Annotated in this window: 22 protein-coding genes; 10 read left to right on the top strand and 12 right to left on the bottom strand. The window is 64.1% G+C overall.

Features of this window, described 5'->3' with window-relative positions; translation table 11 throughout:
• Positions 1-77 precede the first annotated feature (77 nt).
• Positions 78-1,439, top strand: coding sequence for an NAD(P)/FAD-dependent oxidoreductase (locus G8767_RS04650; RefSeq protein WP_095971067.1), 1,362 nt, complete (start codon positions 78-80; stop codon positions 1,437-1,439).
• Positions 1,440-1,475: 36 nt separating this feature from the next.
• Here the strand turns inward: G8767_RS04650 and G8767_RS04645 are convergent, their stop codons facing one another.
• Entirely contained in the window at positions 1,476-2,993 is a 1,518-nt protein-coding gene (locus G8767_RS04645; protein WP_095971068.1) for a PucR family transcriptional regulator, read from the bottom strand.
• A 169-nt stretch (positions 2,994-3,162) separates the two neighbouring features.
• On the opposite strand from G8767_RS04645, the gene G8767_RS04640 reads away from it, so the two are divergent.
• From G8767_RS04640 to G8767_RS04630, 3 genes are all read left to right on the top strand, one after another.
• Positions 3,163-4,593 (top strand): gamma-aminobutyraldehyde dehydrogenase, encoded by a 1,431-nt coding sequence (locus tag G8767_RS04640; protein WP_124567450.1) that lies wholly within the window; start codon positions 3,163-3,165, stop codon positions 4,591-4,593.
• A gap of 90 nt (positions 4,594-4,683) precedes the next feature.
• Entirely contained in the window at positions 4,684-5,583 is a 900-nt protein-coding gene (locus tag G8767_RS04635) for a universal stress protein (RefSeq protein WP_124567451.1), read from the top strand.
• A complete protein-coding gene (locus tag G8767_RS04630; protein ID WP_095971071.1) occupies positions 5,580-7,106 on the top strand; it encodes an APC family permease in 1,527 nt (508 codons plus the stop codon). The genes G8767_RS04635 and G8767_RS04630 overlap by 4 nt, the downstream gene beginning before the upstream one ends.
• Here G8767_RS04630 and G8767_RS04625 read toward each other — a convergent pair.
• Positions 7,103-7,720 carry a TetR/AcrR family transcriptional regulator C-terminal domain-containing protein gene (locus G8767_RS04625; RefSeq protein WP_124567452.1) on the bottom strand — a complete coding sequence of 206 codons (618 nt, stop codon included), beginning with the start codon at positions 7,718-7,720 and terminating at the stop codon, positions 7,103-7,105. The genes G8767_RS04630 and G8767_RS04625 overlap by 4 nt on opposite strands.
• Positions 7,721-7,869: 149 nt before the next feature.
• Here G8767_RS04625 and G8767_RS04620 point away from each other — a divergent pair, with 149 nt between their 5' ends.
• Entirely contained in the window at positions 7,870-8,814 is a 945-nt protein-coding gene (locus tag G8767_RS04620; protein WP_166809454.1) for a nitrilase-related carbon-nitrogen hydrolase, read from the top strand.
• Complete coding sequence (locus G8767_RS04615; protein WP_166809453.1) at positions 8,814-9,839, top strand: agmatine deiminase family protein; 1,026 nt, start codon at positions 8,814-8,816, stop codon at positions 9,837-9,839. The genes G8767_RS04620 and G8767_RS04615 overlap by 1 nt, the downstream gene beginning before the upstream one ends.
• 26 nt (positions 9,840-9,865) lie before the next feature.
• On the opposite strand, the gene G8767_RS04610 is transcribed toward G8767_RS04615, so the two are convergent.
• Genes G8767_RS04610 through G8767_RS04600 form a run of 3 tightly spaced genes read right to left on the bottom strand, consistent with a single transcriptional unit; the run spans position 9,866 to position 13,660 of the window.
• Positions 9,866-11,803 (bottom strand): VWA domain-containing protein, encoded by a 1,938-nt coding sequence (locus G8767_RS04610; protein ID WP_166809452.1) that lies wholly within the window; start codon positions 11,801-11,803, stop codon positions 9,866-9,868.
• Between the two features lie 9 nt (positions 11,804-11,812).
• Complete coding sequence (locus G8767_RS04605) at positions 11,813-13,189, bottom strand: ATP-binding protein (RefSeq protein ID WP_124567456.1); 1,377 nt, start codon at positions 13,187-13,189, stop codon at positions 11,813-11,815.
• A gap of 54 nt (positions 13,190-13,243) precedes the next feature.
• Positions 13,244-13,660: a VOC family protein gene (locus G8767_RS04600; protein WP_166809451.1), complete on the bottom strand. Its 417-nt coding sequence runs from the start codon at positions 13,658-13,660 to the stop codon at positions 13,244-13,246.
• An 85-nt stretch (positions 13,661-13,745) separates the two neighbouring features.
• Here G8767_RS04600 and G8767_RS04595 point away from each other — a divergent pair, with 85 nt between their 5' ends.
• From G8767_RS04595 to G8767_RS04585, 3 genes are all read left to right on the top strand, one after another.
• Positions 13,746-14,318, top strand: a complete 573-nt coding sequence (locus tag G8767_RS04595) for a DUF4126 domain-containing protein (protein ID WP_007727593.1) — start codon at positions 13,746-13,748, stop codon at positions 14,316-14,318.
• A gap of 27 nt (positions 14,319-14,345) precedes the next feature.
• Complete coding sequence (locus tag G8767_RS04590; RefSeq protein WP_095971078.1) at positions 14,346-15,314, top strand: alpha/beta fold hydrolase; 969 nt, start codon at positions 14,346-14,348, stop codon at positions 15,312-15,314.
• A 451-nt stretch (positions 15,315-15,765) separates the two neighbouring features.
• Positions 15,766-15,987 (top strand): hypothetical protein, encoded by a 222-nt coding sequence (locus G8767_RS04585; RefSeq protein ID WP_003946391.1) that lies wholly within the window; start codon positions 15,766-15,768, stop codon positions 15,985-15,987.
• 76 nt (positions 15,988-16,063) lie between these two features.
• Here the strand turns inward: G8767_RS04585 and purH are convergent, their stop codons facing one another.
• From purH to G8767_RS04565, 4 genes are all read right to left on the bottom strand, one after another.
• The gene (gene purH / locus G8767_RS04580; protein WP_003946407.1) at positions 16,064-17,623 is read right to left on the bottom strand and encodes a bifunctional phosphoribosylaminoimidazolecarboxamide formyltransferase/IMP cyclohydrolase; all 1,560 of its coding nucleotides are present in this window, start codon (positions 17,621-17,623) and stop codon (positions 16,064-16,066) included.
• Entirely contained in the window at positions 17,616-18,251 is a 636-nt protein-coding gene (gene purN / locus G8767_RS04575) for a phosphoribosylglycinamide formyltransferase (RefSeq protein ID WP_166809450.1), read from the bottom strand. The genes purH and purN overlap by 8 nt, the downstream gene beginning before the upstream one ends.
• 90 nt (positions 18,252-18,341) lie before the next feature.
• A complete protein-coding gene (locus G8767_RS04570; protein ID WP_166809449.1) occupies positions 18,342-19,886 on the bottom strand; it encodes a DUF6350 family protein in 1,545 nt (514 codons plus the stop codon).
• 119 nt (positions 19,887-20,005) lie between these two features.
• A complete protein-coding gene (locus tag G8767_RS04565) occupies positions 20,006-21,049 on the bottom strand; it encodes a DUF5336 domain-containing protein (RefSeq protein ID WP_095971081.1) in 1,044 nt (347 codons plus the stop codon).
• 86 nt (positions 21,050-21,135) lie between these two features.
• Here G8767_RS04565 and G8767_RS04560 point away from each other — a divergent pair, with 86 nt between their 5' ends.
• Complete coding sequence (locus G8767_RS04560) at positions 21,136-21,771, top strand: YigZ family protein (RefSeq protein ID WP_095971082.1); 636 nt, start codon at positions 21,136-21,138, stop codon at positions 21,769-21,771.
• Between the two features lie 42 nt (positions 21,772-21,813).
• Here the strand turns inward: G8767_RS04560 and sucD are convergent, their stop codons facing one another.
• From sucD to G8767_RS04545, 3 genes are all read right to left on the bottom strand, one after another.
• Positions 21,814-22,716 carry a succinate--CoA ligase subunit alpha gene (gene sucD, locus G8767_RS04555; protein WP_003946432.1) on the bottom strand — a complete coding sequence of 301 codons (903 nt, stop codon included), beginning with the start codon at positions 22,714-22,716 and terminating at the stop codon, positions 21,814-21,816.
• Positions 22,717-22,731: 15 nt separating this feature from the next.
• Complete coding sequence (sucC, locus tag G8767_RS04550) at positions 22,732-23,901, bottom strand: ADP-forming succinate--CoA ligase subunit beta (protein ID WP_166809448.1); 1,170 nt, start codon at positions 23,899-23,901, stop codon at positions 22,732-22,734.
• Positions 23,902-24,080: 179 nt separating this feature from the next.
• Positions 24,081-25,922, bottom strand: a complete 1,842-nt coding sequence (locus G8767_RS04545) for a hypothetical protein (RefSeq protein ID WP_346842957.1) — start codon at positions 25,920-25,922, stop codon at positions 24,081-24,083.
• Between the last annotated feature and the right edge of the window lie 31 nt (positions 25,923-25,953).

Raw genomic sequence — 25,953 nt, 5'->3', positions numbered from 1 at the left:
CTGAAAACCGACACCCGTTCACTCGCTCGTCGGCAGCTTTTCGACTCGAGCGGTGCTCAACATGAAGGAGCTCGCAAGTGCCTACTCTCCAGAGAGATGTTGCAATCGTCGGCGCCGGCCCCTCTGGCCTGGCAGCGGCAACCGCGCTGCGCAAGGCCGGCTTGTCCGTCGCCGTGATCGAAGCACGCGATCGTGTCGGCGGCCGCACGTGGACCGACACCATCGACGGCGCAGTCCTGGAGATCGGCGGCCAGTGGGTCTCCCCCGACCAGACTGCTCTGATCTCCTTGCTCGACGAACTCGGCCTGAAGACTTTCGAGCGCTACCGCGAGGGCGAGTCCGTCTACATCTCGTCAGCAGGCGAGCGGACTCGATACACGGGCGATTCCTTCCCCACGAACGAGACCACCAAGAAGGAGATGGACCGTCTCATCGACGAGATGGACGATCTCGCAGCGCAGATCGGCGCCGAGGAGCCGTGGGCACATCCCCTCGCCCGCGATCTCGACACAGTCTCCTTCAAGCAGTGGCTGATCAATCAGTCCGACGACGCCGAGGCCCGTGACAACATCGGCCTCTTCATCGCCGGTGGCATGCTCACCAAGCCCGCCCACTCGTTCTCCGCCCTGCAGGCCGTACTCATGGCCGCTTCCGCAGGCTCGTTCTCCCACCTCGTCGACGAGGACTTCATCCTCGACAAGCGAGTGATCGGCGGAATGCAGCAGGTATCGATCCGCATGGCGGAGGCCCTCGGTGACGACGTCTTCCTCAACGCACCCGTGCGTACGGTGAAGTGGAACGAATCCGGTGCAACGGTGTTGGCGGACGGCGACATTCGCGTCGAGGCAAGCCGGGTCATCTTGGCTGTGCCGCCCAACCTCTACTCCCGGATCTCCTACGATCCCCCGCTGCCGCGTCGTCAGCACCAGATGCATCAGCATCAGTCTCTCGGCCTCGTCATCAAGGTGCACGCCGTGTACGAGACGCCTTTCTGGCGCGAAGACGGCCTCTCGGGCACCGGCTTCGGCGCGTCCGAGGTAGTGCAGGAGGTGTACGACAACACCAACCACGAGGACGATCGCGGCACCCTGGTTGCTTTTGTCTCCGACGAGAAGGCCGACGCCATGTTCGAGCTTTCCGCCGAGGAGCGTAAGGCCACGATTCTGGCCTCACTCGCCCGCTACCTGGGCCCGAAGGCCGAAGAGCCGGTCGTGTACTACGAATCCGACTGGGGCTCGGAGGAATGGACCCGCGGTGCGTACGCGGCGAGCTTCGATCTCGGCGGCCTGCACCGCTACGGCGCGGATTCCCGCACGCCCGTCGGACCGATCCACTTCTCGTGCTCCGACATCGCGGCCGAGGGGTACCAGCACGTCGACGGTGCCGTTCGGATGGGTCAGCGCACCGCCGCCGACATCATCGCCCGCAGCAAGGCCTGACGGCCGCTTCGCCAAGTCTCGATCATTGCCCGGCAGTCACGATTGCCGGGCAATGATCGAGAGCAGCAGTTCCGCACGAACTCTCGCTACCTCCAGCCGACAGTCGATCAGGCTCTCCACCTTCGCCATTCGACTTCGCAGTGTGTGCCGGTGGACGCCCATCGTGATCGCTGCCGCTTCCCAATGCCCGTTGGCCTCGAGAAATGCCCGCAACGATGCCAACAGTTCGGTGCCGTTGTCACGGTCGTAGTCCTCGATCGGGGTGATCATCGTTTCCGCCAGCGTATTGAGCACTTCACGCGTCGAATCGAAAGACAGCAGCACACTGCCGGTCAGCGCCGCGAATTCCAAAGGCTCGCCGCCGATTTCCGCCGCCGACGCACACAGCTGGGACTGTTCGACGGCGACCGCCAGCGCTGCGACCACGCGCCGCGCACTCAGACCCACACGAAGCGCGCGAAGATCCGACCTCGATACCCCGCCCAGTAGCTCGCGGGCGAACTGGACGTCGTCGGTTCCACGCAGCAGCACCGTGACCCGAGTGTCGTTGATCCGCGAGAACAACTGCCGCCCTGCCTTGTTCATGAACTCGGCAATCTCGACTCCGACCCGTCCCGCGACGTCGGCCGTGTCCGCCAGAACGGTCAGGCCACGGATCATTCCCTCGCCGTCTGCGGCTTGGCGGATCTGTTGCCACGCCGGCGCCGGGTCACGATCTTCGGTGAGCAGCAGCCCGAGGGCATGCGAATTCAGCTGATCCTGAGTGGCGCGCAGGCGCGCAGGTTTCTCGAAGTCCAACGCCAGCAACGAGTTCGCGTGACCGAGAAGTATCTGATCGACGTAGCTGAGCGCCGACGCACTGATCACCGCCAGGTATCCATACGGCGTTCGCCCGACACTGATCTGTTGCACGGCGATGGACGCTCCGGAACTGGCGAGCGTCACGCTACTGGACGCACCGCCCCCGAGAGTTGCTCGCAGTTCGTCGATCACCTCGTCGGTCGGCAGTTGAGGTGAGCTCTCGAGAACTCGTCCGGCGACGTCGAGCAAGAGCACCGTCGCCGACGTTGCGATCGCCAGCTCACGCACGGTCGCAGCCGTTCCGCCCGAAATGACGGCACGCGTCATCCGCGGTTGCGCCCGCGACGCCCGAAGGACCGCTTCGTATTCCTGCTCTGCCAACCGGCTCATCACACGCTTGACGACGGCGGCAAACGGCGTCGGCAGCGGCACCTCGATCAGCGGCAGGCCGATCTCGTCGGCGACAGCCACCAGATCGGCCGGAACTTCGGGGTACGAGAGTCCGGTCCCGAAGCCGACCGCCGCTACGCCTGCCGCATCGAGCATTCGAAGGTAGCGGCCGCGCTTTTGCTGAGTGGACGGCAAACGGATACCCGTCGTGAGAATGAATTCGCCGCCGGTCAACCATCGGAACGGGTCGAGCAACTCCGTGGCGTGCGCAAACGTGATTTCGCGACCGACCCCCTGCGCCCCGCCTTTGAGTTCCAGCGCGAGGTCCGGCTGCGCCAACATCCACCGCACAGCGATCGTCATGGGCTGGACTGTACAACTCGGCGCGTCGGCGATCAAAGATTTCACCTTTTTGGCAGCTGTCTTTACTTGTGAGTCAGCGCACACTTGCTCACACACGCCCCACACAGTGCGAGTTCTGTGTCGATCACCTCGGCCGGAACTCGTTCGACCTCGAGAGGAACCGGTACCGATGTCGATCGTCGTACTCGAGAACTACATCAACGGTGAATTCGTCGCCTCAACCGCGACGGAAACACTCGACCTGATCAACCCCGTGGACGAGAGTGTGGTCGGGCGTACGCCGATCTCCACCAAGGCAGACGTCGACGCCGCCGTCGAAGCCGCACAGCGCGCGTTCGAGACCTGGGGCAAGACGACGCCGAGCGTGCGGCAGGCCGCACTCCTCAAGCTCGCTGACGCCATCGAAGCGCACAGCGACGAAATCGTCGCAGCCGAAAGCGCCAACACCGGCCAGGCGCACCAGATGATCGCCGACGAAGAGGTCAAGGTCGGAGCCGATCAGATGCGGTTCTTCGCCGGAGCCGCACGCCTTCTCGAGGGGAAGGCCGCCGGAGAGTACATGGAGGGTTTCACTTCGTACGTCCGTCGTGAGCCCATCGGTGTCGTCGGTCAGGTCACTCCCTGGAACTACCCGTTCATGATGGCGCTGTGGAAGATCGGGCCTGCCCTCGCGGCCGGCAACACGATCGTCCTCAAGCCCAGCGACACCACACCGGGCAGCACGCTGGTCCTGGCGAAGCTCTCGAAGGGCATCCTGCCGGACGGCGTGTTCAACGTCGTGCTCGGCAACGGCGGTACCGGCGCGACGTTGGTGGAGAACCCGGCCCTCGGTCTCGTCTCCATCACCGGTTCGGTACGGGCAGGCATCGCGGTCGCCGTGTCCGCGGCGCAGCAACTCAAGCGCGCGCACCTCGAACTGGGCGGCAAAGCACCGGCGATCGTGTTCGGTGACGTCGACATCGAGAAGACCGCCACCGGCATCGCCGAAGCCGCGTTCTTCAACGGCGGTCAGGACTGCACCGCGGCCACCCGCGTGCTCGTCCACGAATCCATCCACGATCAGCTCGTGGAAGCCCTCGTGCGCAACGCCGAAAAGCTGCGGCCCGGAGCGCCTTCCGACCCTGATGCCTTCTACGGCCCGCTCAACAACATCAACCACTTCAACGCCGTGAGCGACAAGATCGCCAACCTGCCGGCATCGGCCAAGATCGTTACCGGCGGAAAGCGTTCGGGCGAAACCGGATTCTTCTTCGAGCCGACGGTCATCACCGGCGTCGCACAATCCGACGACATCGTGCAGGAAGAGACTTTCGGTCCTATCCTCACAGTCCAGAGCTTCTCCGACGAGAAGGAGGCGATCACGCTTGCCAACGACGTTCGCTTCGGCCTCGCCTCGAGCATCTGGACCAAGGATCACGGTGTCACACAACGCGTCTCCGCTGCTCTCGATTTCGGTGCGGTGTGGATCAACTGCCACATCCCGCTCGTCGCCGAGATGCCGCACGGCGGCTTCAAGTACTCCGGCTACGGCAAGGATCTCTCGGCCTACGGAGTCGAGGATTACACCCGCCTCAAGCACGTCATGAGTTCGCACGACTGAGTCGCCGCCCCTCCTGCTGTGCGCCTTTATCAACCCCCCGCGGTTAATAAAGGCGCACAGCAGATTCCTCCAATCCGGAAAAGAGCCACCATGCGCCTTATCGTCGGATACCTCGCCACACCCAGCGGTAAAGACGGACTGGTCCTCGGGACCCAGCTCGCGCGCAGTCTCGGCGCGCAACTCGACATCTGCATGGTCCTCCCTCCGGATCGGACACTGCCGGCCAAGGTTCCCTCGGAGGCCGGCTACGACGACATCCTCGCCGCACGTGCACACGACTGGCTTGCCGAAGCGAAAGCCTCGGTGCCCGAGGACATCCAGGTGGAAGTACACCTGAGCTTCCACGAGTCGTTCGCTCAGGGACTGCTCGACGAGGTGGACCGGCTGAACGCTCTGGCGATCGTGGTGGGCGCTTCCGGCGACGGTCTGCTCGGCCGTCACGCGATAGGTTCGGTCTCGACCGAGCTGCTGCACTCCGCTCACGTCCCGGTGGCTCTGGCCCCTCGCGGAACGCGGCACTCGGCGGCTTCGGCGATCCGAGAGGTCACCTGCGCACTCGGCACCCGCGTCGGCGCCGACATCGTCTTGAACACAGCGGTGCGCACCAGCGAACTGATGCAGGTTCCTCTGCGACTGGTCTCACTCGTCGCGCTCGACCCGCAGAACGATCTTCGCGATCATCGCGACACCGCCGAGTCGGCGAGAGAACGGGCACGAAATCACGCTCAGGACACACTCGACGTCGCCCGAGCGGCACTTCCCGCGGAGTTCCCGATCGAGGTCATCATCGCCGACGGTTCCACGGTGGAATCCGCAGTGCGTCAACTGGACTGGCAGGACGGCGACCTCGTGATGGTCGGTTCCAGTCGCCTTGCACAGCCACGCAAACTATTCCTGGGCTCCACCGCCGCCAAGATGCTGCGCGTGCTGCCCGTTCCCATGGTCGTAGTGCCCAAGCACGAATTCACCCAGCCGGAGGCACTGTCATGACCAGCACCGAACTGAGTTCCAAAGGCCTCGCCACCGGCAAGATCGGCATGATCTCCGGTGCCGTACTCGGAATCTCCTCCGTGGCACCGGGTTACACCTTGACCGCCAGCATCGGATTGATCGTCGCCGCCGTCGGCCTCAAGATGCCCGCCATCTTCATCGCCGGCTTCATCCCGATGTTCCTCACTGCGTACGCGTACCGTGAACTGAACTCGGACACTCCTGATTGCGGGGCGTCGTTCACGTGGTCCACCAAGGCATTCGGACCGTACGTCGGCTGGATGTGCGGTTGGGGCATGGTGATCGCCACCATCATCGTGCTCTCGAACCTCGCGGCCATTGCCGTCGACTTCTTCTATCTGTTCATCGCGCGGGTGGTCGACAATCCCTCCATCGCCGATCTACCGGGCAACAAATTTGTCAACGTCGGTACGACGCTGGTGTTCATCGCCCTGGCCACTTGGATTGCCAGTCGAGGAATCACCACCAGCGAGCGCGTGCAGTTCGCGCTCGTCGGTTTCCAGATGGTGCTGCTCGTCGTCTTCGCCGTCGTTGCACTGGTTCACGTCGGCGCCGGCGACGCCCCGGCCGGATTGTCCTTCGACCTGAGTTGGTTCAACCCGTTCAGTGGACTCGCCATCGGAGCGTTCGTCATCGGACTCACCGGATCGATCTTCGCGTTCTGGGGTTGGGATACCTGTCTCACGCTGGGCGAGGAGTCGAAGAACCCGAAGAAGACCCCGGGCCGCGCCGGTTTGCTCTGTGTCGCAACCATTCTCCTGACCTACCTGTTGGTCGCCGTTGCCGCGATGATGTACGCCGGCGTCGGCGAGGAAGGTCTCGGCCTCGGCAATCCCGACAACTCCGAGAACGTCTTCGGCGCTCTGGCCGATCCGGTACTGGGCAACTGGGGTGGCATGCTCCTGTTCCTCGCCGTCTTCGTCTCTTCCGTCGCAAGCCTGCAGACCACGTTCCTGCCCGCAGCGAGAACCATGCTCGCCATGGGTGCATACGGAGCGTTCCCCAAGAAGCTCGCCGAGGTCTCCCCTCGCTTCCTCGTGCCGTCGTACGCCACCGTGGTCGCGGGCGCCGTGACCGCAGTGTTCTACAGCGTTGTCACCTTCCTCTCCGAAAGTGCGCTGCTCGACACCATCGCCGCCCTCGGCATCATGATCTGCTGGTATTACGGCATCACGGCATTCGCGTGTGTGTGGTATTTCCGCAAGACGCTCTTCGAGAGCGTACGAAACTTCGTCTTCCGGCTCGCATTCCCGCTCATCGGTGGGCTCATGCTGCTTGCGGTGTTCGTGATTTCGGTTCAGGAGAGCATGAATCCGGACAATGCCAGCGGGGCATCGATCGGCGGCATCGGCCTGGTCTTCTTCCTCGGATTCGGCATTCTCATCCTCGGCGCGGTTCTGATGATGGTCATGCGAGTGCGCAATCCCGCGTTCTTCGAGGGCAAGACCCTCAACCGCGACACGGAGGCTCTGCGCGACGAGAACGACCTCAGCGTGTCCTAGGAGACAGTAGCGTCGGGGGCCTGTGCGATCAGGCCCGCCATCAACACACGCAAGCCGAATTCGAAGGCGGCGTCGGCACGTTCGGGATTTTTCCCGGACGTTGCCAACGCCGCCTTCATCGCGTCGTTGGCCTCTGGCCCCGACGCCCACTGGACATCCGGCGCCGCCAGATCCAACGCCGAACCGAGAACAAAACTGTCGACGGTTGTAATTGCATGCAGCGTTTCGGCCGGGTCGAAGCCGCCGTCCGCGAAGGCCTGCGCCAACGCGTTGTACAGGGTGAACGCCACACCGGCTTGCACGGTCTGCGCCGTGAAGAGCGGAATCAGACGAGGATGCGCGGCGTAGCTTCGCCGATACTCGGCCGCCAACGCCGCAACCGTCTCACTCCAGGTGCCCGAGGCCGACTCGACGTCGATTCCCGCCATCAGTTGAGCCCTCATCAGTTCGACGATCTCGGCTCGTCCGGACACGTGGTTGTACAGCGACGACGGTCGAACCTTCAGTCTTGCGGCGAGTCCCGGCATGGTGAAATCGCCGGACTCGTCCACCGACTCGATCGCTGCCTCGGTGATGATCGCCGGTGAGAGCAGTCGTTGCGATGGCCGCGGCATATGTCCTCCTGTAGTGATCCACACCGTTCGGGGCGCCGCAAAAAACAATTCCTCGAAAGTCCTTGATCAATCAGCGCTCACCCACCATACTTAACGAATCACATTCGTTTTACGTTGAACGTCGAATACCCGAGCACCGAGGAAACCCCATGCTGACGATCACCGCCCTCACCCCACCCGAGTCTTTGGCCGCGACCACGCCGTCCACGTCCGCCCCTCTGCGTGTGGGTCTCGTCCAACATCGCTGGCACGAGGACCAAGACGACCTCTACACCGAATTGAGCGAGGGCATCGCGGCCGCAGCGAAGCTGGGCGCTTCCGTGGTCTTTCTTCCGGAGCTGACGCTCAGCCGGTACCCCGCCTCCAGCCCGGCCGACGACAATCCCGGACGCCAAGCGGAAGACCTACTCACCGGACCCACTCTCGCCTTCGCCGCCAAGGCCGCCGCCGAGAACCAAGTCCTCGTTCACGCGTCGTTGTACGAGCGCAGCGAGGCCGAGGACGGCCTGGGCTTCAACACCGCGATCCTGGTCTCACCCGGAGGCGAACTCCTCGGTCGTACCCGCAAGCTCCACATTCCGGTGACGGCCGGGTACTACGAGGACACGTACTTCCGCGGCGGTCCGTCCGAGGACGCATACCCCGTTCACGAGGCACTCGGCGCCAAGTTCGGACTCCCGACATGTTGGGACGAGTGGTTCCCCGAGGTCGCGCGTGCATACTCCCTCGCCGGTGCCCAGGTTCTGGTGTACCCGACGGCGATCGGCTCCGAGCCCGATCACCCGGACTTCGACACCCAACCGCTGTGGCAGCAGGTGATCGTCGGAAACGGTATCGCCAACGGCACCTTCATGGTTGTTCCCAACCGTCACGGCAGTGAAGGTCTCATCACCTTCTACGGTTCGTCCTTCATCTCGGACCCGTACGGACGCATCCTCGTTCAGGCTCCCCGCGACGAATCTGCCGTGCTGGTAGCCGATCTCGACCTGCAGCACCGTGAAGACTGGCTGGCACTGTTCCCATTCCTGGCCACTCGCCGACCCGACACCTACTCGACTCTGACCGCACCGGTGAAGACTGCGGGAGCCAACTGATGACCTGGCGCATGCCCGCGGAAAGTGAGCCGCACGAACGTACCTGGATGGCGTACCCCAGTGCCGGGTACTCCCTCGGGGACACCGCCGAAGAACAGCATGAAGCGCGCTCGACGTGGGCGGCCGTCGCCCACGCCGTCGCTGAATTCGAGCCGGTCACCGTCGTCGTCGATCCCGCCGAGGTCGAGCAAGCACGAAAGTACCTGTCCGAGAAGGTCGACATCGTCGAGGCACCTCTCGACGACGCGTGGATGCGCGACATCGGACCGACGTTCGTCTTGTCCGACGACGGCCGTCTCGGCGGAGTCGACTGGGTGTTCAACGGCTGGGGCGCACAGGATTGGGCACAGTGGGACAAGGACTCGAAGATCGGCAGGTTTGTCGTCGAACAATCCGGTGCCCAGTTGGTCGACTCACCAATCGTCAACGAGGGCGGCGGCATTCAGGTCGACGGTCTCGGCACCGTGCTGGTCACCGAAACCGTCCAACTCGATCCGGGGCGCAATCCCGACCTGACGAAGGCGGACATCGAGGCCGAACTCGCCCGCACCATCGGAGCCAAACACGTCATCTGGCTTCCCCGCGGATTGACCCGCGATCAGGAGACCTACGGAACCCGCGGACACGTCGACATCGTCGCTGCCATCTCTTCCCCCGGAGTGGTACTGGTCCATGACCAACGCAATCCGGTGCACCCCGACTACGCCGTCAGCAAGAGGATCATCGAGTTGTTCGAAAGCTCGACGGACGTCGGTGGCCGGCCGTGGAAGGTCATTCGGGTACCCGCTCCCGAAATCCTGCGCGACGACGAGGGATTCGTCGACTACAGCTACATCAACCATCTCGTGGTCAACCGTGGAGTGATCGCCTGCAGCTTCGACGATCCTGCCGACGCCGAAGCGGTAGAGATCCTGTCAGCCGCCTACCCCGGACGCACTGTCGTCACCGTCGACGCCAGACCGCTGTTCGAACGCGGCGGCGGCATCCACTGCATCACCCAGCATCAGCCCGCTGAACAGAATTAGCAGCGACAGAATTAGCAGCGACGGGGTTAACGGCGACCTCGCATGTAGTCACTCACGACGGCTGCGCCGAGGCCGTCCAGGTCCGGCGCGATGACGCGTCCACCCACCCGGTGCGCCATCCGGTCGACCACCCTGGCCAGGCCTGGATCCTCACCGAGGCGGAAAAACGTGACCTTGGCGCCCAGCCTGGCCACCGCGTCGAGTGCTCGAACCGTCAAACCGAGGGTTCGCGCACTCGGCGGGTAGTCGAACCTGGCTTCTCCGTCCGCTTCGAGATGAGCCGTCGGCTCACCGTCGGTGACGATCAGTACCACCGGCTGCGCATTGGAATGGCGTCGAAGGTACCTGGCTGCCAACAACAGTGCGTGGTGCAGGTTGGTTCCCTGATCCCAGGCGCCGTCCAAACCGGCGAGCTCCGACGGGCTCAGTACGTGCGCGTGGCGTCCGAAGGCGATCAACTGCAGCTCGTCGCTGCGAAACCGCGTGCTCACCAGATGATTGAGTGCCAGAGCGGTGCGCTTCATCGGCACCCAGCGATCCTCCATCACCATCGAGAACGACGTGTCCACCAACAGAGCCACCGCAGCCTGGCTGCGCTGTTCGGTCTCGGCCACTTCGACATCGACGACGCTCAGCCGCACCGGCATTCGGCCCGGGTCACGCAGGACGGCGTTGGTGATGGTTCTGGTGACGTCCCACGGTTCGGTGTCCCCGAACTCCCATTCGCGGGAAGCTCCGGTGGGTTCCCCCATCGCACCGGCCCGACGCGTATCGCGTTGACCGGTTCGTGACGACAGTTGCCCGGCGACGTCACGCAGAGCGGTCTGCCCGAGCTGCCGCATGGCCTTGGGCGACAAGCGCCATTGACCGTCCGGTGCACGATCGAAGAAACCCTGCTCCTGCAAGGCCTTCTCGAGATCGGCCAGGGTGCGAGCGTCAGCAGCGGCTTCGTCGCCGAGTTGCCGCGCGAGTAGCTCGGGGTCGATGTCGTCGAGCGCCGCGCCCGCGTACTGCTGAGACAGCTGATCTGCCAAGGATTCCAGCTCGGCGATGTCCTGCAGTGCGCCGGTCCCCTCACCCAACCCCATTCCGTTGTCGCCGCGGAACTGTTGCGAACCTTCCCAGTCCTCACCCGGCCGAGCCGCCTGAAGAAACTGGTCGAGTTGACTCAGCTCACTCATCAGGCTCGGATCACCGAACGCCTGCTGCGCCAACGCATCCAACTCGTCACGCTGCTCCTGCGAGAGCGAGTTACGCAATCGTTGTGCGGCGGCCGCGCGCTGCGCCAACGAATCCAGAAGTTCCTCGACGTTGCGAGGGTTGTCCGGGAAATACTGCCCGTGCTTGTCCATGAACTCCGCAAACTGCTCCGGAGTGTCGACGCCCCGTGAATGCGCATCGAGCAGTTGATTCAGATCTGCCAGCATCTGGCGTATCTGCTCACGATCCTCGTCGGTAGCGCCCTCGAGCGCCTGCTTCATTCCCGAGAAGCGTTGATCGAGGACCTCACGTCCGAGCAGATCACGAATCTTCTCGTAATCCGCGCGAGCCTGTTCGCTGCGCCAGTTGTAGTCGGCCAGATCTTGAACTGCCTGAGCTGTCGACGGTGGCAACTCCTCGATCCGCATTTCGTTGAACCGTGCGTCGTCGTCGAGAGCACGCGCCAGTTCCTTGCGCTCTTCGAGCACCGCCTTGTCGAGAAGCTGCCGAACCTCGTCGAGCGTTCCGTCGAGATTGTTGCGGCGCAACAACTCGCGTCGACGTCGGTTCGCCTGTGCGGCAAGCTCGTCCAGCCCGCGCATATCTCGATTGCCCCGCCGCAGCAGCTCCCGCAGGGCATGGCGCGGCGACGTGCCGGACAACACGTCGTCGCCGATTGCTGCCAAGGCATCGCGCAGATCTACCGGTGGCGCCAGCGGATCGGGACCACCGTCGTACGGCCCGTACCGCGGATTGTGAATCATCACTGCCCCTTACGAGTACACCGAGCGGCCGCCCGGGCCTTGATCTTTCGAGATCCGGCGCGCGAGGTAAAGCCCTTCGAGGGCAAGTTCGGCACCGGCGGCACGCTCGCCGTCGGATTGCGCACCCAGACGTTCGGCTACTTCGTCCAGGACCTCGAGGTCCGGAAGCTCGTCGAGAAACGCCTTGGCCGTGACAGATTCACCGGTGACGATCGTATTGCCCATCTCCACAGCGGAAACCAGCATCCCCAGGTCGATTCCGCCCAGACGTACCCGAACCGTATCGGCCGTCGCGCGACGCAACAGGTGCTCGAGCACCTCCAGTTCGCGGCCCTCTTCACCGGATTCGAACTCGACCTTGCCGCGAAGCACCTCGACCACGGACTCGAGATCGACGGGCCGGGCAACAGGATCGGCCTCGCCGAGCACCGCCGCGCGTCGTACCGCCGCTGCACTGACGGTTTCGGCGCCGGCGACGGCAAAGCGAGCCGACACACCCGATCGCTGGTCCACCGAGGTGGATTCGCGGAGCAGGCGAGTGAATCTGGCAAGAATTTCGAGGAGATAGTCGGGCACCTCGGCGGCCAGATGTGCCTCCTGCTCGATCACCGCGATCTCGCCCGCCAACTCGACGGGGTAGTGCGTGCGGATTTCTGCGCCGAAGCGGTCCTTGAGCGGGGTGATGATGCGGCCACGGTTGGTGTAGTCCTCGGGGTTCGCGCTCGCGACCAGAAGAACGTCCAACGGAAGCCGAAGCGTGTACCCGCGGACCTGGATGTCCCGCTCTTCCATCACGTTGAGCAACGAGACCTGGATGCGCTCGGCGAGGTCGGGAAGCTCGTTGATCGCCACGATTCCGCGATGCGCACGGGGCACGAGGCCGAAGTGAATGGTCTCGGGATCGCCGAGGCTCCGCCCCTCGGCAACCTTGACCGGGTCGACGTCGCCGATCAGGTCGGCGACCGAGGTGTCCGGCGTTGCCAGCTTCTCGGAGTATCGCTCGCTGCGGTGGCGCCAGGCGATCGGGAGGTCGTCCCCCAGTTCCTTGGCTCGACGTATCGAAGCCGGGGTGATCGGCTCGTACGGGTGCTCCCCCAGTTCCGAGCCTTCGATGACGGGCGTCCACTCGTCGAGAAGGAGCCCGAGGGTGCGAAGCAACCTCGTCTTTCCTTGACCTCGTTCGCCGAGCAGAACCACGTCGTGGCCGGCGATCAGCGCCCGCTCGAGTTGCGGGGCGACCGTGTCCTCGAACCCGACTATCCCGGGCCAGGGGTCACGGCCGTCCCGCAACGCGGCGAGAAGGTTCTCTCGTAGTTCTTCCTTGACACTTCGCTGTACGTGTCCGGAGGCGCGTAGCTCTCCGAGGGTTTTTGCGACAGTCACCACTCCACGCTACGAGTGTTTGCGGGGTTTCGCCTCTCGCCGAGGAAGTTCGGCCGCTCAGCCCTCGATGTTCTCGGGATTCATCCAGATGATTTCCCAGATGTGGCCGTCGGGATCCTGGAAGCTGCGGCTGTACATGAAGCCGTGATCCTGCGTCGCGTTTCCTTCGGAACCGCCGGTCGCGAGAGCTTTGTCGACGAGGGTGTCGACTGCCTCGCGGGTCTCGGCCGAGAGTCCAAGAAGCGCTTCCGTCGACGTCGAGGTGTCGGCGATGCCCTTCGCGGTGAAGGTTTTGAAGAAGGGCTCGGCCAACAGCATCACGACGATGGTGTCACTGATGACCATCGACGACGCATTCTCGTCGGAGAACTGCGTGTTCTTGGAGTATCCGAGCCCCTCGTAGAAGGTGGTGGCCTTGCCCAGGTCCTTGACGGGCAGGTTGAGGAAGAACATCGGCTGCGGGTTTGTCGCCATGGAAGGTCCTTTCCGAGACTTTGCTGTGCGCCTTTATTAACCGCCGGCGGTTAATAAAGGCGCACAGTAGACCTAAACTCCACCCATGGATACCTGGGTGTTGCCCGCCATGCTCGGCCTCGGACTCGCCGCAGCGTCCGGAATGCGAACCTTCCTGCCGCTGCTGATGCTCAGCGCTGCCGTCCACTTCGAACTGTTCGGGATCACCGTCGGCGAGTCGATGCGGTGGATCGGATCGACCGGCGCGCTGGTGGCATTGGCAATCGCCGCTGTGGTCGAACTGGGTGCCGACCTCATTCCCTTCGTGGACAACGCACTCTCGGTGATCGGCAACGTCACCGGACCGATTGCCGGAGTGATCGCCGCCTGGGCGGCATTCAGTCATCTCGACCCTGCGATGGCCGCGTTGGCGGGCATCATCGTCGGAGCGCCGACGGCGTTGACGTTCAGCGCCGCCCAGACCGGGACTCGTGCAGTCAGTACGGCCACTACCGGTGGACTGGCGAATCCCGTCGTGTCCGTCATCGAGGATGTGCTGACTTTCTTCACCTCGTTGATCGCGATGATCTTGCCGCTCCTGATCATTCCGTTGCTCGCCGCACTCTTGTGGTTCAGCTGGCGTGGCTGGCGTCGTGTCCGGAGTCTGCGCACCGCCTGACCGCACCGACCTGGTAGACAAGTCGTCATGTCCGACACCGAGATCTCGTTCCAATCCGGCGACGTCACCCTGTACGGGAGTCTTCGCCTGGCCGCCTCACCCGACGCCCCTGCCCCGGCCGCGCTGATTCTGGCCGGTAGCGGCCCCACCGATCGCAACGGCGACAGCGCACTCCTCGAAGGCGATATCGGAACTCTGCGGTTCATCGCGGATCTTCTTGAAAATCAAGGCATTTCAAGCCTGCGTTACGACAAGCTCGGTAGCGGCGAAACCGCCCTCGGCGACTACGACATCGAAGACATCGCCGATCTCGGCTTCAACACATTTGTCGACGCCGCCTCCGACGGACTCGACTACCTCGCCGGACAACCCGGCGTAGATCCCGAGCGACTGTTCGTCGTCGGACACAGCGACGGCGCCGTCGTCGCACTGGCACTTGCCACTGCGACAGAGGGATCGAGAGTCAGCGCCCTCGCACTGCTCGAGCCACTAAGCGTGCGGCTTCTCGATCTACTCACGACGCAGATTCACCGCCAACTCGACGCCGTCGTCGGTGCCGGTCAGCTGCCGGTCGAACTGGCCGACGAACTTCGCGTCGCGCTAGCCGACGCCGTCGAGTCCCTTCGTTCCGAGGGCACGGTTCCGGATGATCTGCCCGAGCCGCTGCAGAATGCGGGACTGGTGCATGCCAACGCCAAGGCACTCGCCGAGGAAGACGCATTGGACCCGGTCGCGCTCGTGGCGGCGCTGCCGGCCGGGATGCCCGTCCTCACCAGCTGCTCGGACAAGGACATCCAAGTCATTCCCGCCGACGTGGCGGCACTCGACGCCGCACTCTCCCATACAGCGCTGACGTCCGTACGGATGCGCAACGCCAACTTCGTACTCAAGGACATCGGCGACGAACAGTCCACCGGAGCCGACTACGTCGCGCCGCTTCCGTACTCGGCAGAGTTCTCGGAGCCCTTCACAGCGTGGGTCCGTTCGTTCTCCTGATCACGTACAGACCGAACGTCCTCTTCTCGAGGTAGAAAGTTCCCTCCGCGAACCATCGCGGAGGGACTTCTGCTTTCTACGCCTGACCTGCAACGAAGACTCTTTCGATCCGGTGAATCCGGGGACAGAAATCACGCGGAGTTTACGTTCGCGGCGCTTTTTATTGGTGCGAACCCTCGATCCGTGCTGTACGGTCATCCATTAACCAGCAACGCCACCCAGAAAGGAACGGACATCATGTCGCTACACCCGAACGTCGTATCCGTACTTTCGTGGCGCAGCTGCACCGCAGACAAGCACATTTTTTCGGCCGCAATGTCGGCCGAGCACATGGGCAACAAGCGCGGTGTACCCCGAGAATGATCCCCAGTTTCACCGGATTCGTTCTCGGGCACCCAGGGCAAACGCCTCGGGTGCCTTTTCTTTTACCTTTCACACGCAGGAGCACCACATGAAACTTCGAGTCAACCAACTGTCCATCGCGCCGCCGTATGTCGATCTGCCCGGTGACCTCACCGGATACGCAGTCACGCTGGATCTTTCGCACTCCGATGCTGCCCACGAAGCCACCCTCGGCGCACTGATCAGCGAGATCCGCAGTCGCGGAGCCTCACGCGTCGTCATCACCGGCTCCCCCCGCGAACTCCAGGGCACCCACAGCAGCGCCGCCTGAAAGAACCGGGCCGCCTGAATGCAGAACGGGCCCCGAACTCCCGTCGAGGAGTCGAGGCCCGCTACCGAAGCAGGAATCAGTGCGCGAAGTGGCGCGCACCGGTCAGGTAGAGAGTGACGCCGGCTTCCTTGGCCGCGGCGATAACTTCGTTGTCACGAACCGAACCACCCGGCTGAACTACAGCCTTGACGCCGGCGTTGAGCAGTACCTGCAGGCCGTCAGGGAACGGGAAGAATGCGTCCGAAGCGGCAACCGAACCGACGACGCGGTCACCGGCTCGTTGAACAGCAAGATGCGCGGCATCGACGCGGTTGACCTGGCCCATGCCGACGCCGACGGACGCGCCGCCGGAGGCCAGCAGGATCGCGTTGGACTTCACCGATCGGCTGGCGCGCCAAGCAAATTCGAGGTCAGCAAGGGTCTCGGCATCGGCTGCCTCACCGTTGGCGAGAGTCCAGTTGGCCGGGTTGTCACCGTCGGCGTCCAGGACGTCGCGCTGCTGGAGCAAGGTACCGCCCGAGATCGGACGCAGTTCGATTCCGGTAGCGGTCGGAGCCGCGGCCTTCAGAACACGAATGTTCTTCTTACGCTGCAGAACCTCGACAGCTCCGTCTTCGTACGAGGGCGCGATGACAACCTCGGTGAAGATGTCGGCGATCTGTTCGGCCAGCTCGACGGTGACCTCACGGTTGGCTGCGATGACACCACCGAAAGCACTGACCGGATCGCATGCATGCGCCTTGCGGTGAGCGTCGGCGATGTCGGTGCCGATGGCGATGCCACACGGGTTGGCGTGCTTGATGATTGCGACGGCCGGATCAGTGAAGTCGTACGCTGCACGCCACGCTGCGTCGGAGTCCGTGTAGTTGTTGTACGACATCTCCTTGCCGTGCAACTGCTCTGCCTGAGCCAAACCCGCAGGGGCCGCCGGGTTTTCGTACAGCGCCGCGTCCTGATGCGGGTTCTCGCCGTAGCGAAGAACCGCGCTGCGGTTCCAGGTCGCACCGACCCAAGCCGGGAACAGCGAACCGTCCTCGTCAGCTGCGATCGTGCTCGTCATCCAACTTGCAACAGCGACGTCGTACGACGCGGTGTGCTGGAACGCCTGCGCCGCAAGCACAGTGCGCTCACGCAAGGTGAATCCGCCACCGGCAACGGCAGTCAGGACATCGGCGTAACGAGCCGGATCGACCACGACGGCAACCGACGGATGGTTCTTGGCTGCAGCACGCACCATCGACGGGCCACCGATGTCGATCTGCTCGACGCACTCGTCCGGGCTGGCGCCCGAGGCAACCGTCTCGGTGAAGGGGTACAGGTTCACGACGACCAATTCGAAGGTCGCGATGCCGAGCTCCTCGAGCTGAGCGAGGTGATCCGGCTTGCGGGTATCGGCGAGAACGCCGGCGTGGACGCGCGGATGCAGCGTCTTCACACGGCCTTCGAGGCATTCCGGGAATCCGGTCAGAGCCTCGACCGGCGTCACGGGGATACCGGCGTCGGCGATCTTCGACGCGGTCGAACCGGTCGAGACCAACTCGACACCGGCCTCGTGCAGGCCCGTGGCCAGCTCGATCAGACCACTCTTGTCGTAGACGCTGACAAGTGCACGGCGCACAGCCTTGCGTTCACTCACTGGGGATCACGGCCTTTCGTCCATCGGAAACCACTCCGCGCGTAGCAACAGCGGCGATGACGTCCGCCAACAACCGTCGCTCCACAATTTTGATGCGTTCATGCAACGAAGACTCGGTGTCGTCGTCATGCACCGGCACAGCTTCCTGCGCCAAGATCGGCCCGGTATCAACTCCACCGTCGACGAGATGCACCGTGGAACCGGTGACCTTCACGCCGTACGCCAGAGCGTCGGGAACCGCGTGCGCGCCGGGGAAGGCAGGCAGCAACGCGGGATGAGTGTTGATGATTCGGCCACCGAAACGCGCGAGAAAGGTGGGGCCGAGGATCTTCATGAAACCTGCACTGACCACCAGATCGGGTTCGTGCTCGGCCACCGCTGCCGTCAGTGCGTCGTCCCAGGCGGTGCGATCCTCGTAGGCCTTGATCGACACCTTGAAGGACGGAATCTTCGAGTCCGCGGCGTGCTCGGCAGCGAGGCAGTCCCGATCGACGCCGACAGCAACGATCTCGGCCGGGTACCCGTCGGCGTGCGAAGCCTCGATCAGCGAAGTCAACAGGGTTCCCGCGCCGGAAGCGAGTACGACTACCCGCGCGATCGAGTCGCGAAATTGGACCCTGTCGGGCATTGTCGGCTGCGGATTGTCGGCCGAGGCAGTCAGCGCACTACTCCTGAGAACTGGAAGATGATGCGGCCGGAGTATCGGCCGCATGACAGCCTAGTCGCTGGACTCCTGCGGCTTCGAGGGCAGGTCTGTCTCCGGCTCGGGCGCGGCTGTGGGGTCGACTGCCGGGTCCGCCTCAGGTGCCGCGACAACCTCGGCGTCGACTACTTCGATCTCGACGGTTTCCTCCGTCACGACCAGCGCAGGTTCGCCCGATTCCTCGACGATTTCGGCTTCGACGACCTTGGTGACGACCACTGCAGATTCCTGGGCGAGCACTTCGTCGGTGTTTTCGTCGTCCGCCGCTTCCGGTGTGGCCGCGGCTGTGATCGCCAGTTCGGGCTCGACTGTTGGAGCAGGTTCAGCGGTCGGTACTGCAACCTCGTCCTTCATGTGTCCACGATGAGAGAACCACATAGCGATCAAGGCCGAGACGGTCCCGAACAACCCCAGCCACGCAAAGGTCAGGAGACCGAAGCCCCACCACAGGACCTCGACGGTGCCGAACTGCCCCAGGTCTCCGCCGGCAGCAAGAGCAAGCAGCGCCATGACGACGCCGGCACCGGCAGCTGCCGTCAGCACTGCGAGCACGCTGTCCTGCCCGGCGATGCGTCGGGCACAATCACGGCCGAGAATCACGCCCACTGCTGCCGGAACGATCAACAACACAGGCCAGATTCCACCGGCGACGCCTTCCGGAATCGCTCCGAGAAGGGGCAAGGGTGGCAGATCTCCGCCGATGTTGCCGAACACACTGATGGAGACGCTGCCGAAATCGGCCGTCGACCCGGTCATCACCGCGGCAGCGCCGACCACGAGGTTCGGCAGATAGAGCAGCGACAGCACCGTCAATCCCAGAATGCCGACAAACCCATTTCCACGCGCGAGTAGGTCACCGACCGTCGACCACGACACGAGTAGTGACACGACGACAGCCACGGCGCCCGCGGCCAGCAGCGCTGCCGACGCAGCCGCGGCCGGACGAACAGCGGCCGATGCCCACGGCGGAATCTCGGCAACGACGCGATCCCAGTGCGCAGCAGCAACACCGACGGACGCGGCGATCAGGTGAATCCCGGCGACCCAGCCGAAAGCGGCCAACGTGTTGGGGCTCGACAGCGGAATCGCCGCGGAGGCGTCGGCGACCACTGCGAGCGCGATTGCCGTGATAGTCAACGGTCCGGCTACTGCGGCTCCCATCAGGCGGAGGGTGTCGTCACGGGAGTCGGTGTGCACCGCAGTCGACGCGCATCGGCGTGCGACCACCCACATCATGACGGCCGTCGGGAGCAATGGCAGCACGCCGAGTTGGACGCCGCTGATAGTCGCCGGCACTTGGTGGATGACCAACCAGGTGGTGGCTATGGCGCCGAAAGTTCCGGTCAGGTCGCTGCTCGCCGATACCAATGTGACCACAACGACAGCCGCGATCAGCAGCATCGTCAGGCCCGACGGCCGGAAGGCGACGGTCAGCAGCTTGCGCGCCAGGTCCGGGTTCGGTGCCGGGCGACCGCCGCCGACGCGGCCGCCGCCAGCACGACCACGTCCGGGTCGTGCGGACGCGGGACGGGACCGGGTGCCATCAATCAAAGAACTCATCCCCTCGAGGGTTTCACTCGATAGTGCGCCGCGCACTCAGGCGCGCCGTCGGGCTCATGAATGTGGCCTCCACCCGCAGCGGGTCGGAGGCCACATCCATGTTCGTGAAACGAAAAGTACTACTGCTGACGCTCGTCGGGGTTCTGCGAGCCGAAGACCTTGGTCTCGGCAGCGGAATCGCCGCTGCCCTGGTCAGGCTCAGCAGACGGCGTCGGCGCTTCGAATGTGGGCGGCTCGAAACCCGTCGGCTGCTCGGTCGAGCCAGCCTGCTGCTGGTTGTACGGCTGGCCGTAACCGCGCGGTGCGGTGAACTGGTCCGACGAGTAACTCGGGTTCGGCTGACTCGCGGGCTGCGAGGTCAGCGGATAGTAGGACGACGTCGTTGCTGCCGACGAGTCGGTCTGTGCGGGATTCTGCACCGGGTTCTGACCGTAGGGAGACGCAGTCTGGCCGTAAGGCTGCTGCGAAGCACTCGGATCGGCGGGGGCGGCGTGCGCTCCCCCGTATCCCTGCTGCTGCGCCTGCCCGTACTGCGGATTCTGCTGGTACTGGGGCTGCTGCTGAGCCTGCTGGGGCTGGCCGTACTGGCCCTGTCCGTAACCCTGGGACTGACCCGGCGCCTGACCCTGCGGCTGGCCGTAGCCCTGCGGCTGACCGTACTGCTGAGCTACCGGACGGGGTGCGGGAGCCTTCAGGATTCCGATCTCGAACAGCAACGCGGCCACTGCGACGACGGTTTGCACGAACGAGAGGATCAGCACGATGATCAAGCCCCAACCGAGGCTGATGTCGACGTAGTCGCTGGTACCGACGGAGAACGCGGCGAACACCAAAGCGAAGAATCCCGTGAGGGTGAGCGCTGCGGCGATGCCTGCATACGACTGCTTCGGGAGCAGCGACACGCCTGCGACCACACCGCCGGCGAAAACGAATCCGAGGCCGTAGATGCTCGACTCGAAGAAGCTCGAACTGGTGTCCAGGCCGCTACCGATGCCGCTACTGCTGCCGCTGATCGACGTAAACGGCGCAAAACCGAGCAGGAAATTGATCAGGCCGAGTGCCGCGACGGCGATGAGCAGGATGAATCCGAGATTCTTGGTTCCACCGCCCGCTGCCGGCTGATTCGGTGGCCCGAAGCTGGGCCCTTGCGGCGTGAACGTCATGACTTCTCCTCGTAGACGGTCTTCGATGGTTACCAGCGTATGTGTCTCGACTTCGCACGCTAACACCGACAGGAGACAATGGGCAGATGCCCTTCACCCTCGCGCCCGGCGCCGACCATGTCGTCGAAACCGAGGTGAAGCACTCACGATTCATCGCCGCGCTTCGCCGAGTAGACGACGCCGAAGCCGCCACGGAGTTCGTCGCTGAGCAGAAGTCGCTGTATCCCGATGCGCGCCATCATTGTTCGGCTTTCGTGATCGGATACGAGGCGAACTCACGCGTCGAGCGTGCACACGACGACGGCGAACCAGGCGGGACTGCGGGGGTGCCGATGCTTCAGGTTCTCAAGTCTCGAGATCTGGTCGATGTGATTGTTGTCGTCACGCGCTATTTCGGCGGAATCAAGCTCGGCGCCGGTGGGTTGGTCCGCGCGTATTCGGGAGCCGTTTCGGTTGCTCTCGATTCGGCCGAGCTGGTGGCCAGGGAGAGGAAGGTCCTGCGCACTTTGGCGATCCGGCACTCGGAGGCCGGTCGGGTGGAATCGGAGCTGAGAGCGCGGGGCGTCTCGGTGCTCGGAACTACATATGGATCGAAGGCGGTGATGACGCTCGCCGCCGGTGACGCCGACGACCTCGACTCGATCGTCGCATCCATCACATCCGGTGCCGGGCAGTTGGAACCTGCCGGGTCGATGTGGGTCGATACCACTGTGCGTGGTTAAGGAGTCCGGAGACTCCCTAACCACGCACGGGGGCGAAGCCCCTTACAGGGACTGAAGAATCTCGCGAGCGAGAGCAGCGGTGGCGGACGGCGTCTTGCCGACCTTCACGCCTGCAGCTTCGAGAGCTTCCTGCTTGGCCTGAGCCGTTCCCGAGGAACCGGAGACGATGGCGCCTGCGTGGCCCATGGTCTTGCCTTCGGGAGCGGTGAAGCCAGCCACGTAGCCGACGACCGGCTTGGTGACGTTGGCCTTGATGTAGTCGGCTGCACGCTCTTCCGCGTCGCCACCGATCTCACCGATCATCACGATGACCTTGGTCTCGGGATCCTTCTCGAACGCCTCGATGGCATCGATGTGGGTGGTTCCGATGACCGGGTCGCCGCCGATGCCGATGGCGGTGGAGAAGCCGAAGTCACGGAGTTCGTACATCATCTGGTAGGTCAGGGTGCCCGACTTGGAGACCAGGCCGATGGGGCCGGTGCCTGCAATGTTGGCGGGCGTGATGCCGACGAGGGCCTCGCCCGGGGTGATGATGCCGGGGCAGTTCGGTCCGATGATGCGCGTCTTCTTGCCCTTGGACTCGTTGTACGCCCAAGCGTAAGCGGAGTCCTGAACCGGGATGCCCTCGGTGATGACCACGAGGAGCGGGATCTCCGCGTCGATGGCCTCGACGATGGCGTCCTTCGAGAAGGCCGGGGGAACGAATGCGATGGAGACGTCTGCGCCGGTCTCCTTGATTGCCTCTTCGACCGTCGCGAAGACGGGGAGCTCGACAGGGGAACCGTCAGCAGCAACGTGCGAGACCGTGGTGCCGGCCTTGCGAGCGTTGACGCCGCCGACGACCTGGGTGCCGGCCTTGAGCATCAGAGCGGTGTGCTTGGTGCCCTCGCCGCCGGTGATGCCCTGGACGATGACCTTTGAATCCTTGGTGAGGAAGATTGCCATTGTTCTGTGAGTCCCTTACTTCGCTGCGTGAGCGAGTTCGGCGGCCTTGTCGGCGGCCTCGTCCATGGTTGCGACGACCGTGACCAGCGGGTGGTTGGCCTCGGCGAGGATACGACGACCCTCTTCGACGTTGTTTCCGTCCAGGCGAACGACGAGCGGCTTGTTGGCCTCGTCGCCCAGGGTCTTCAGTGCGCCGACGATGCCGTTGGCAACTGCGTCACACGCGGTGATGCCGCCGAAGACGTTGACGAACACGCTCTTGACCTGTGCGTCGTTGAGGATGACATCCAGGCCGGCAGCCATGACTGCAGCGGAAGCTCCGCCGCCGATGTCGAGGAAGTTGGCGGGCTTGACGGCACCGTGGTTCTCGCCGGCGTATGCGACGACGTCCAGGGTGGACATGACCAGGCCTGCGCCGTTGCCGATGATTCCGACCTCACCGTCGAGCTTGACGTAGTTGAGGTCGTTTTCCTTGGCCTTGAGCTCGAGGGGATCGGTAGCGTCGCGATCCTCGAATGCCTCGTGGCCGGGCTGACGGAACGCTGCGTTCTCGTCGAGGGTGACCTTGCCGTCGAGGGCGAGGATCTGATCGTCAGGCGTGCGAACGAGGGGGTTGACCTCGACGAGGAGTGCGTCTTCGCCGATGAAGACCTCCCACAGCTTCTGGATCGTCACGGCCGCTGCGTCGAGCACCTCGGCGGGCAGCTTTCCTGCCTCGGCGATGCTGCGCGCGAACGCGAGGTCGACGCCCTTGACTGCGTCGACGGGGATCTTGGCGAGAGCGTCGGGGTTCTCCTCGGCGGTGACCTCGATCTCGACGCCACCCTCTACCGAGCACATGGCCAGGTAGGTGCGGTTGGTGCGGTCGAGCAGGAAGGAGATGTAGTACTCCTCGGCAATGTCACTTGCCTCTGCGACCAGCAGCTTCTTGACGACATGGCCCTTGATGTCCAGGCCCAGGATTGCCTCGGCGTTCGCCACTGCGGCATCCACGTCGGGCGAGTACTTGACGCCACCGGCCTTGCCGCGGCCGCCTACCTTGACCTGTGCCTTCACCATCACGGGCTTACCGATTTCTTCGGCAATCTCGCGTGCGCCGGCGACTGTGTCTGTAACACGTCCAGCCGAAGTCGGCACTCCGTGCTTGGCGAAGAGTTCCTTCGCCTGGTATTCGAAGAGATCCATCTGCTCACCGTCTCGTCTGCGTTGTCACCCGCTCGAGGGGTAGGAGCGGGTCTGTTCTGGACTTTAACCAGTTGCCGCGTTCGGTTTGCGCCCGCATTGATGCTATGTGGCCCAAGTCACGCGCAAATGCCCGATGAGGCGCGCCTCACCGATTCGGCAAGGTGGCCACACCGAATTTGTCAAGCATCAGTCTCACTGATTCTTGCGCTCGAGAACGCTGCAACGAGAAGCAACACTATGCCCGTGGCCGCTGTGATCGCACCCACCCCCACGGTTGCGTCCGATATGCGCGATGACGTGAGCGGCCACTCACTGACGTACACCAGCGCTGCCACGGCAGATCCGATCAGCAATGCCGCGCCCCGCGACGGCCGCGCGGACGCTGCGATCACGGCGGCGATCACGACGGTGACGCCGACGAGCAATTGACCCCAGACGTCAATTCCCCACGGCCACTCCAGAACTGAGGTCGCTGTGTAGGTGTCACCCTGATAGAGGGGGAGCGCGGTTCCGATCAGGACGGCGACGGCGCCGATCCCACCGACGAGAAGCACCAGCCCTCTCGAACCGCCGTCCACCGACGTGTCGACGTCCTCGCGCTCGGCGCTTCCCGCGAGCCAGACGAGCAGTCCCGTCGCCGCAGCGAGGAAAGCCGCGCCGCAGAGTACGAAGGCACCGATCCCCAACCCGACTCCCGGCACGTCGGTCGCGATGACCGCCGACTGCATGACCGCGGCGACTCCCATCACGACCGTCGTCCACAACACTCCGACGGCCGGACGCACTACGGCGGCGCGGCCCGGGGCGAACAGGCCCAACGCGGCGAGGAGCAATACGGCAGCGGCGAGCAGGACCAGTCGAGACGACAGCATCGACGGCTCCGGGATTCCCTCCGGCAACGACAGGACAGGCAAAGCCGAGCCGACGCCCGCAACAGCCCCCGTGATGATTGCGGCGGCGCCGGCAACGCGGTGAAGTCTGTCGACCCGCGCCTGCGCCGCCCGGGACTGCGCCACCATCGCTGCTTTGAGCGCACCCTTTGTTGTCTTCGTATGCGCGCGGACCACACTTTCAGCGGGAATCGCACCTGTTTCACGTCTGGATGCGAGGTAAGGCGCTGAAACTCCGATCACGACGATGACCACTGCAGCCAGTGCCCCGACCACGGATCCCGAACCGACGCCGATCCGATCGCCGGCTGCGAACCCAGCCAACACTCTGGTTCCACTGACTGCGAGTGCGCCCAGACCGACACCGATCAGGGCGCCGCAGCCAACCGGCAGCGAGATGGACGTCAATGCCGCTGCGACCGCAACGAGTACCGCGACGCCGACCAGTCCTGTACCGACAGCCGTGGCCGACGCCGAGTCGACGAGCGGTTTGACCAGAAAGATCGGATCCTGCGAACTGAAGGACGGCCCGAACAGGGAGAGCACGAACACCACAGCAGCCAGAATCAGCAGCGCTGTCGGCCACGCGCCGATCCGCCCGCCAACCGATCGCCCGTCGAATTCTGCGGCGCGAGCACTGCCGTATCCGTCTCGTTCCGATTCACGATGGACGACCATGAGCCCGAGAACACCGGCCACCACAAGGAGTCCGTGGCCCGCAAGCGCGAGATAAGCACCGGGACCCGCATCGATCGAACCCGCCGAAATCGGACGGAAAAGGTCCAAGCGGTTTGCATCGATTGCGTCGACGAACAACTGAACGTCGAGGATCGCCGCGCCGAGCGACACCGCGCCTATCCCGGCCAGGAGTCCACCTGCCATGGCGGGTCTGCGGCCCGAAACGAGTAGTGCCACCAGGGGCGCGACGATGGTGCAGACGGCTGCGAAGAGCGCCGCAGAAGTGACAGCGCCCATCGTGTCGACCCCGCGGCCACTTCCGACTCCGACGACGGGACTGGCCGCCACTCCGACGGCACCGAGCAATCCGATGACCGCCGCAAGGGGCGCCCCGGACGTCACTCGGGGGTCGTCGATACGCGCCTGCGACGTAGTTCCAGGTGTTGTGGACACTCATCGACGGTAGTGCCTGAATGGACCGGTG

It is taken from the genome of Rhodococcus sp. IC4_135 (assembly GCF_011602025.1).
Lineage (GTDB): Bacteria > Actinomycetota > Actinomycetes > Mycobacteriales > Mycobacteriaceae > Rhodococcus_F > Rhodococcus_F baikonurensis.
This window is presented reverse-complemented; position numbering and strand designations above follow the sequence as displayed.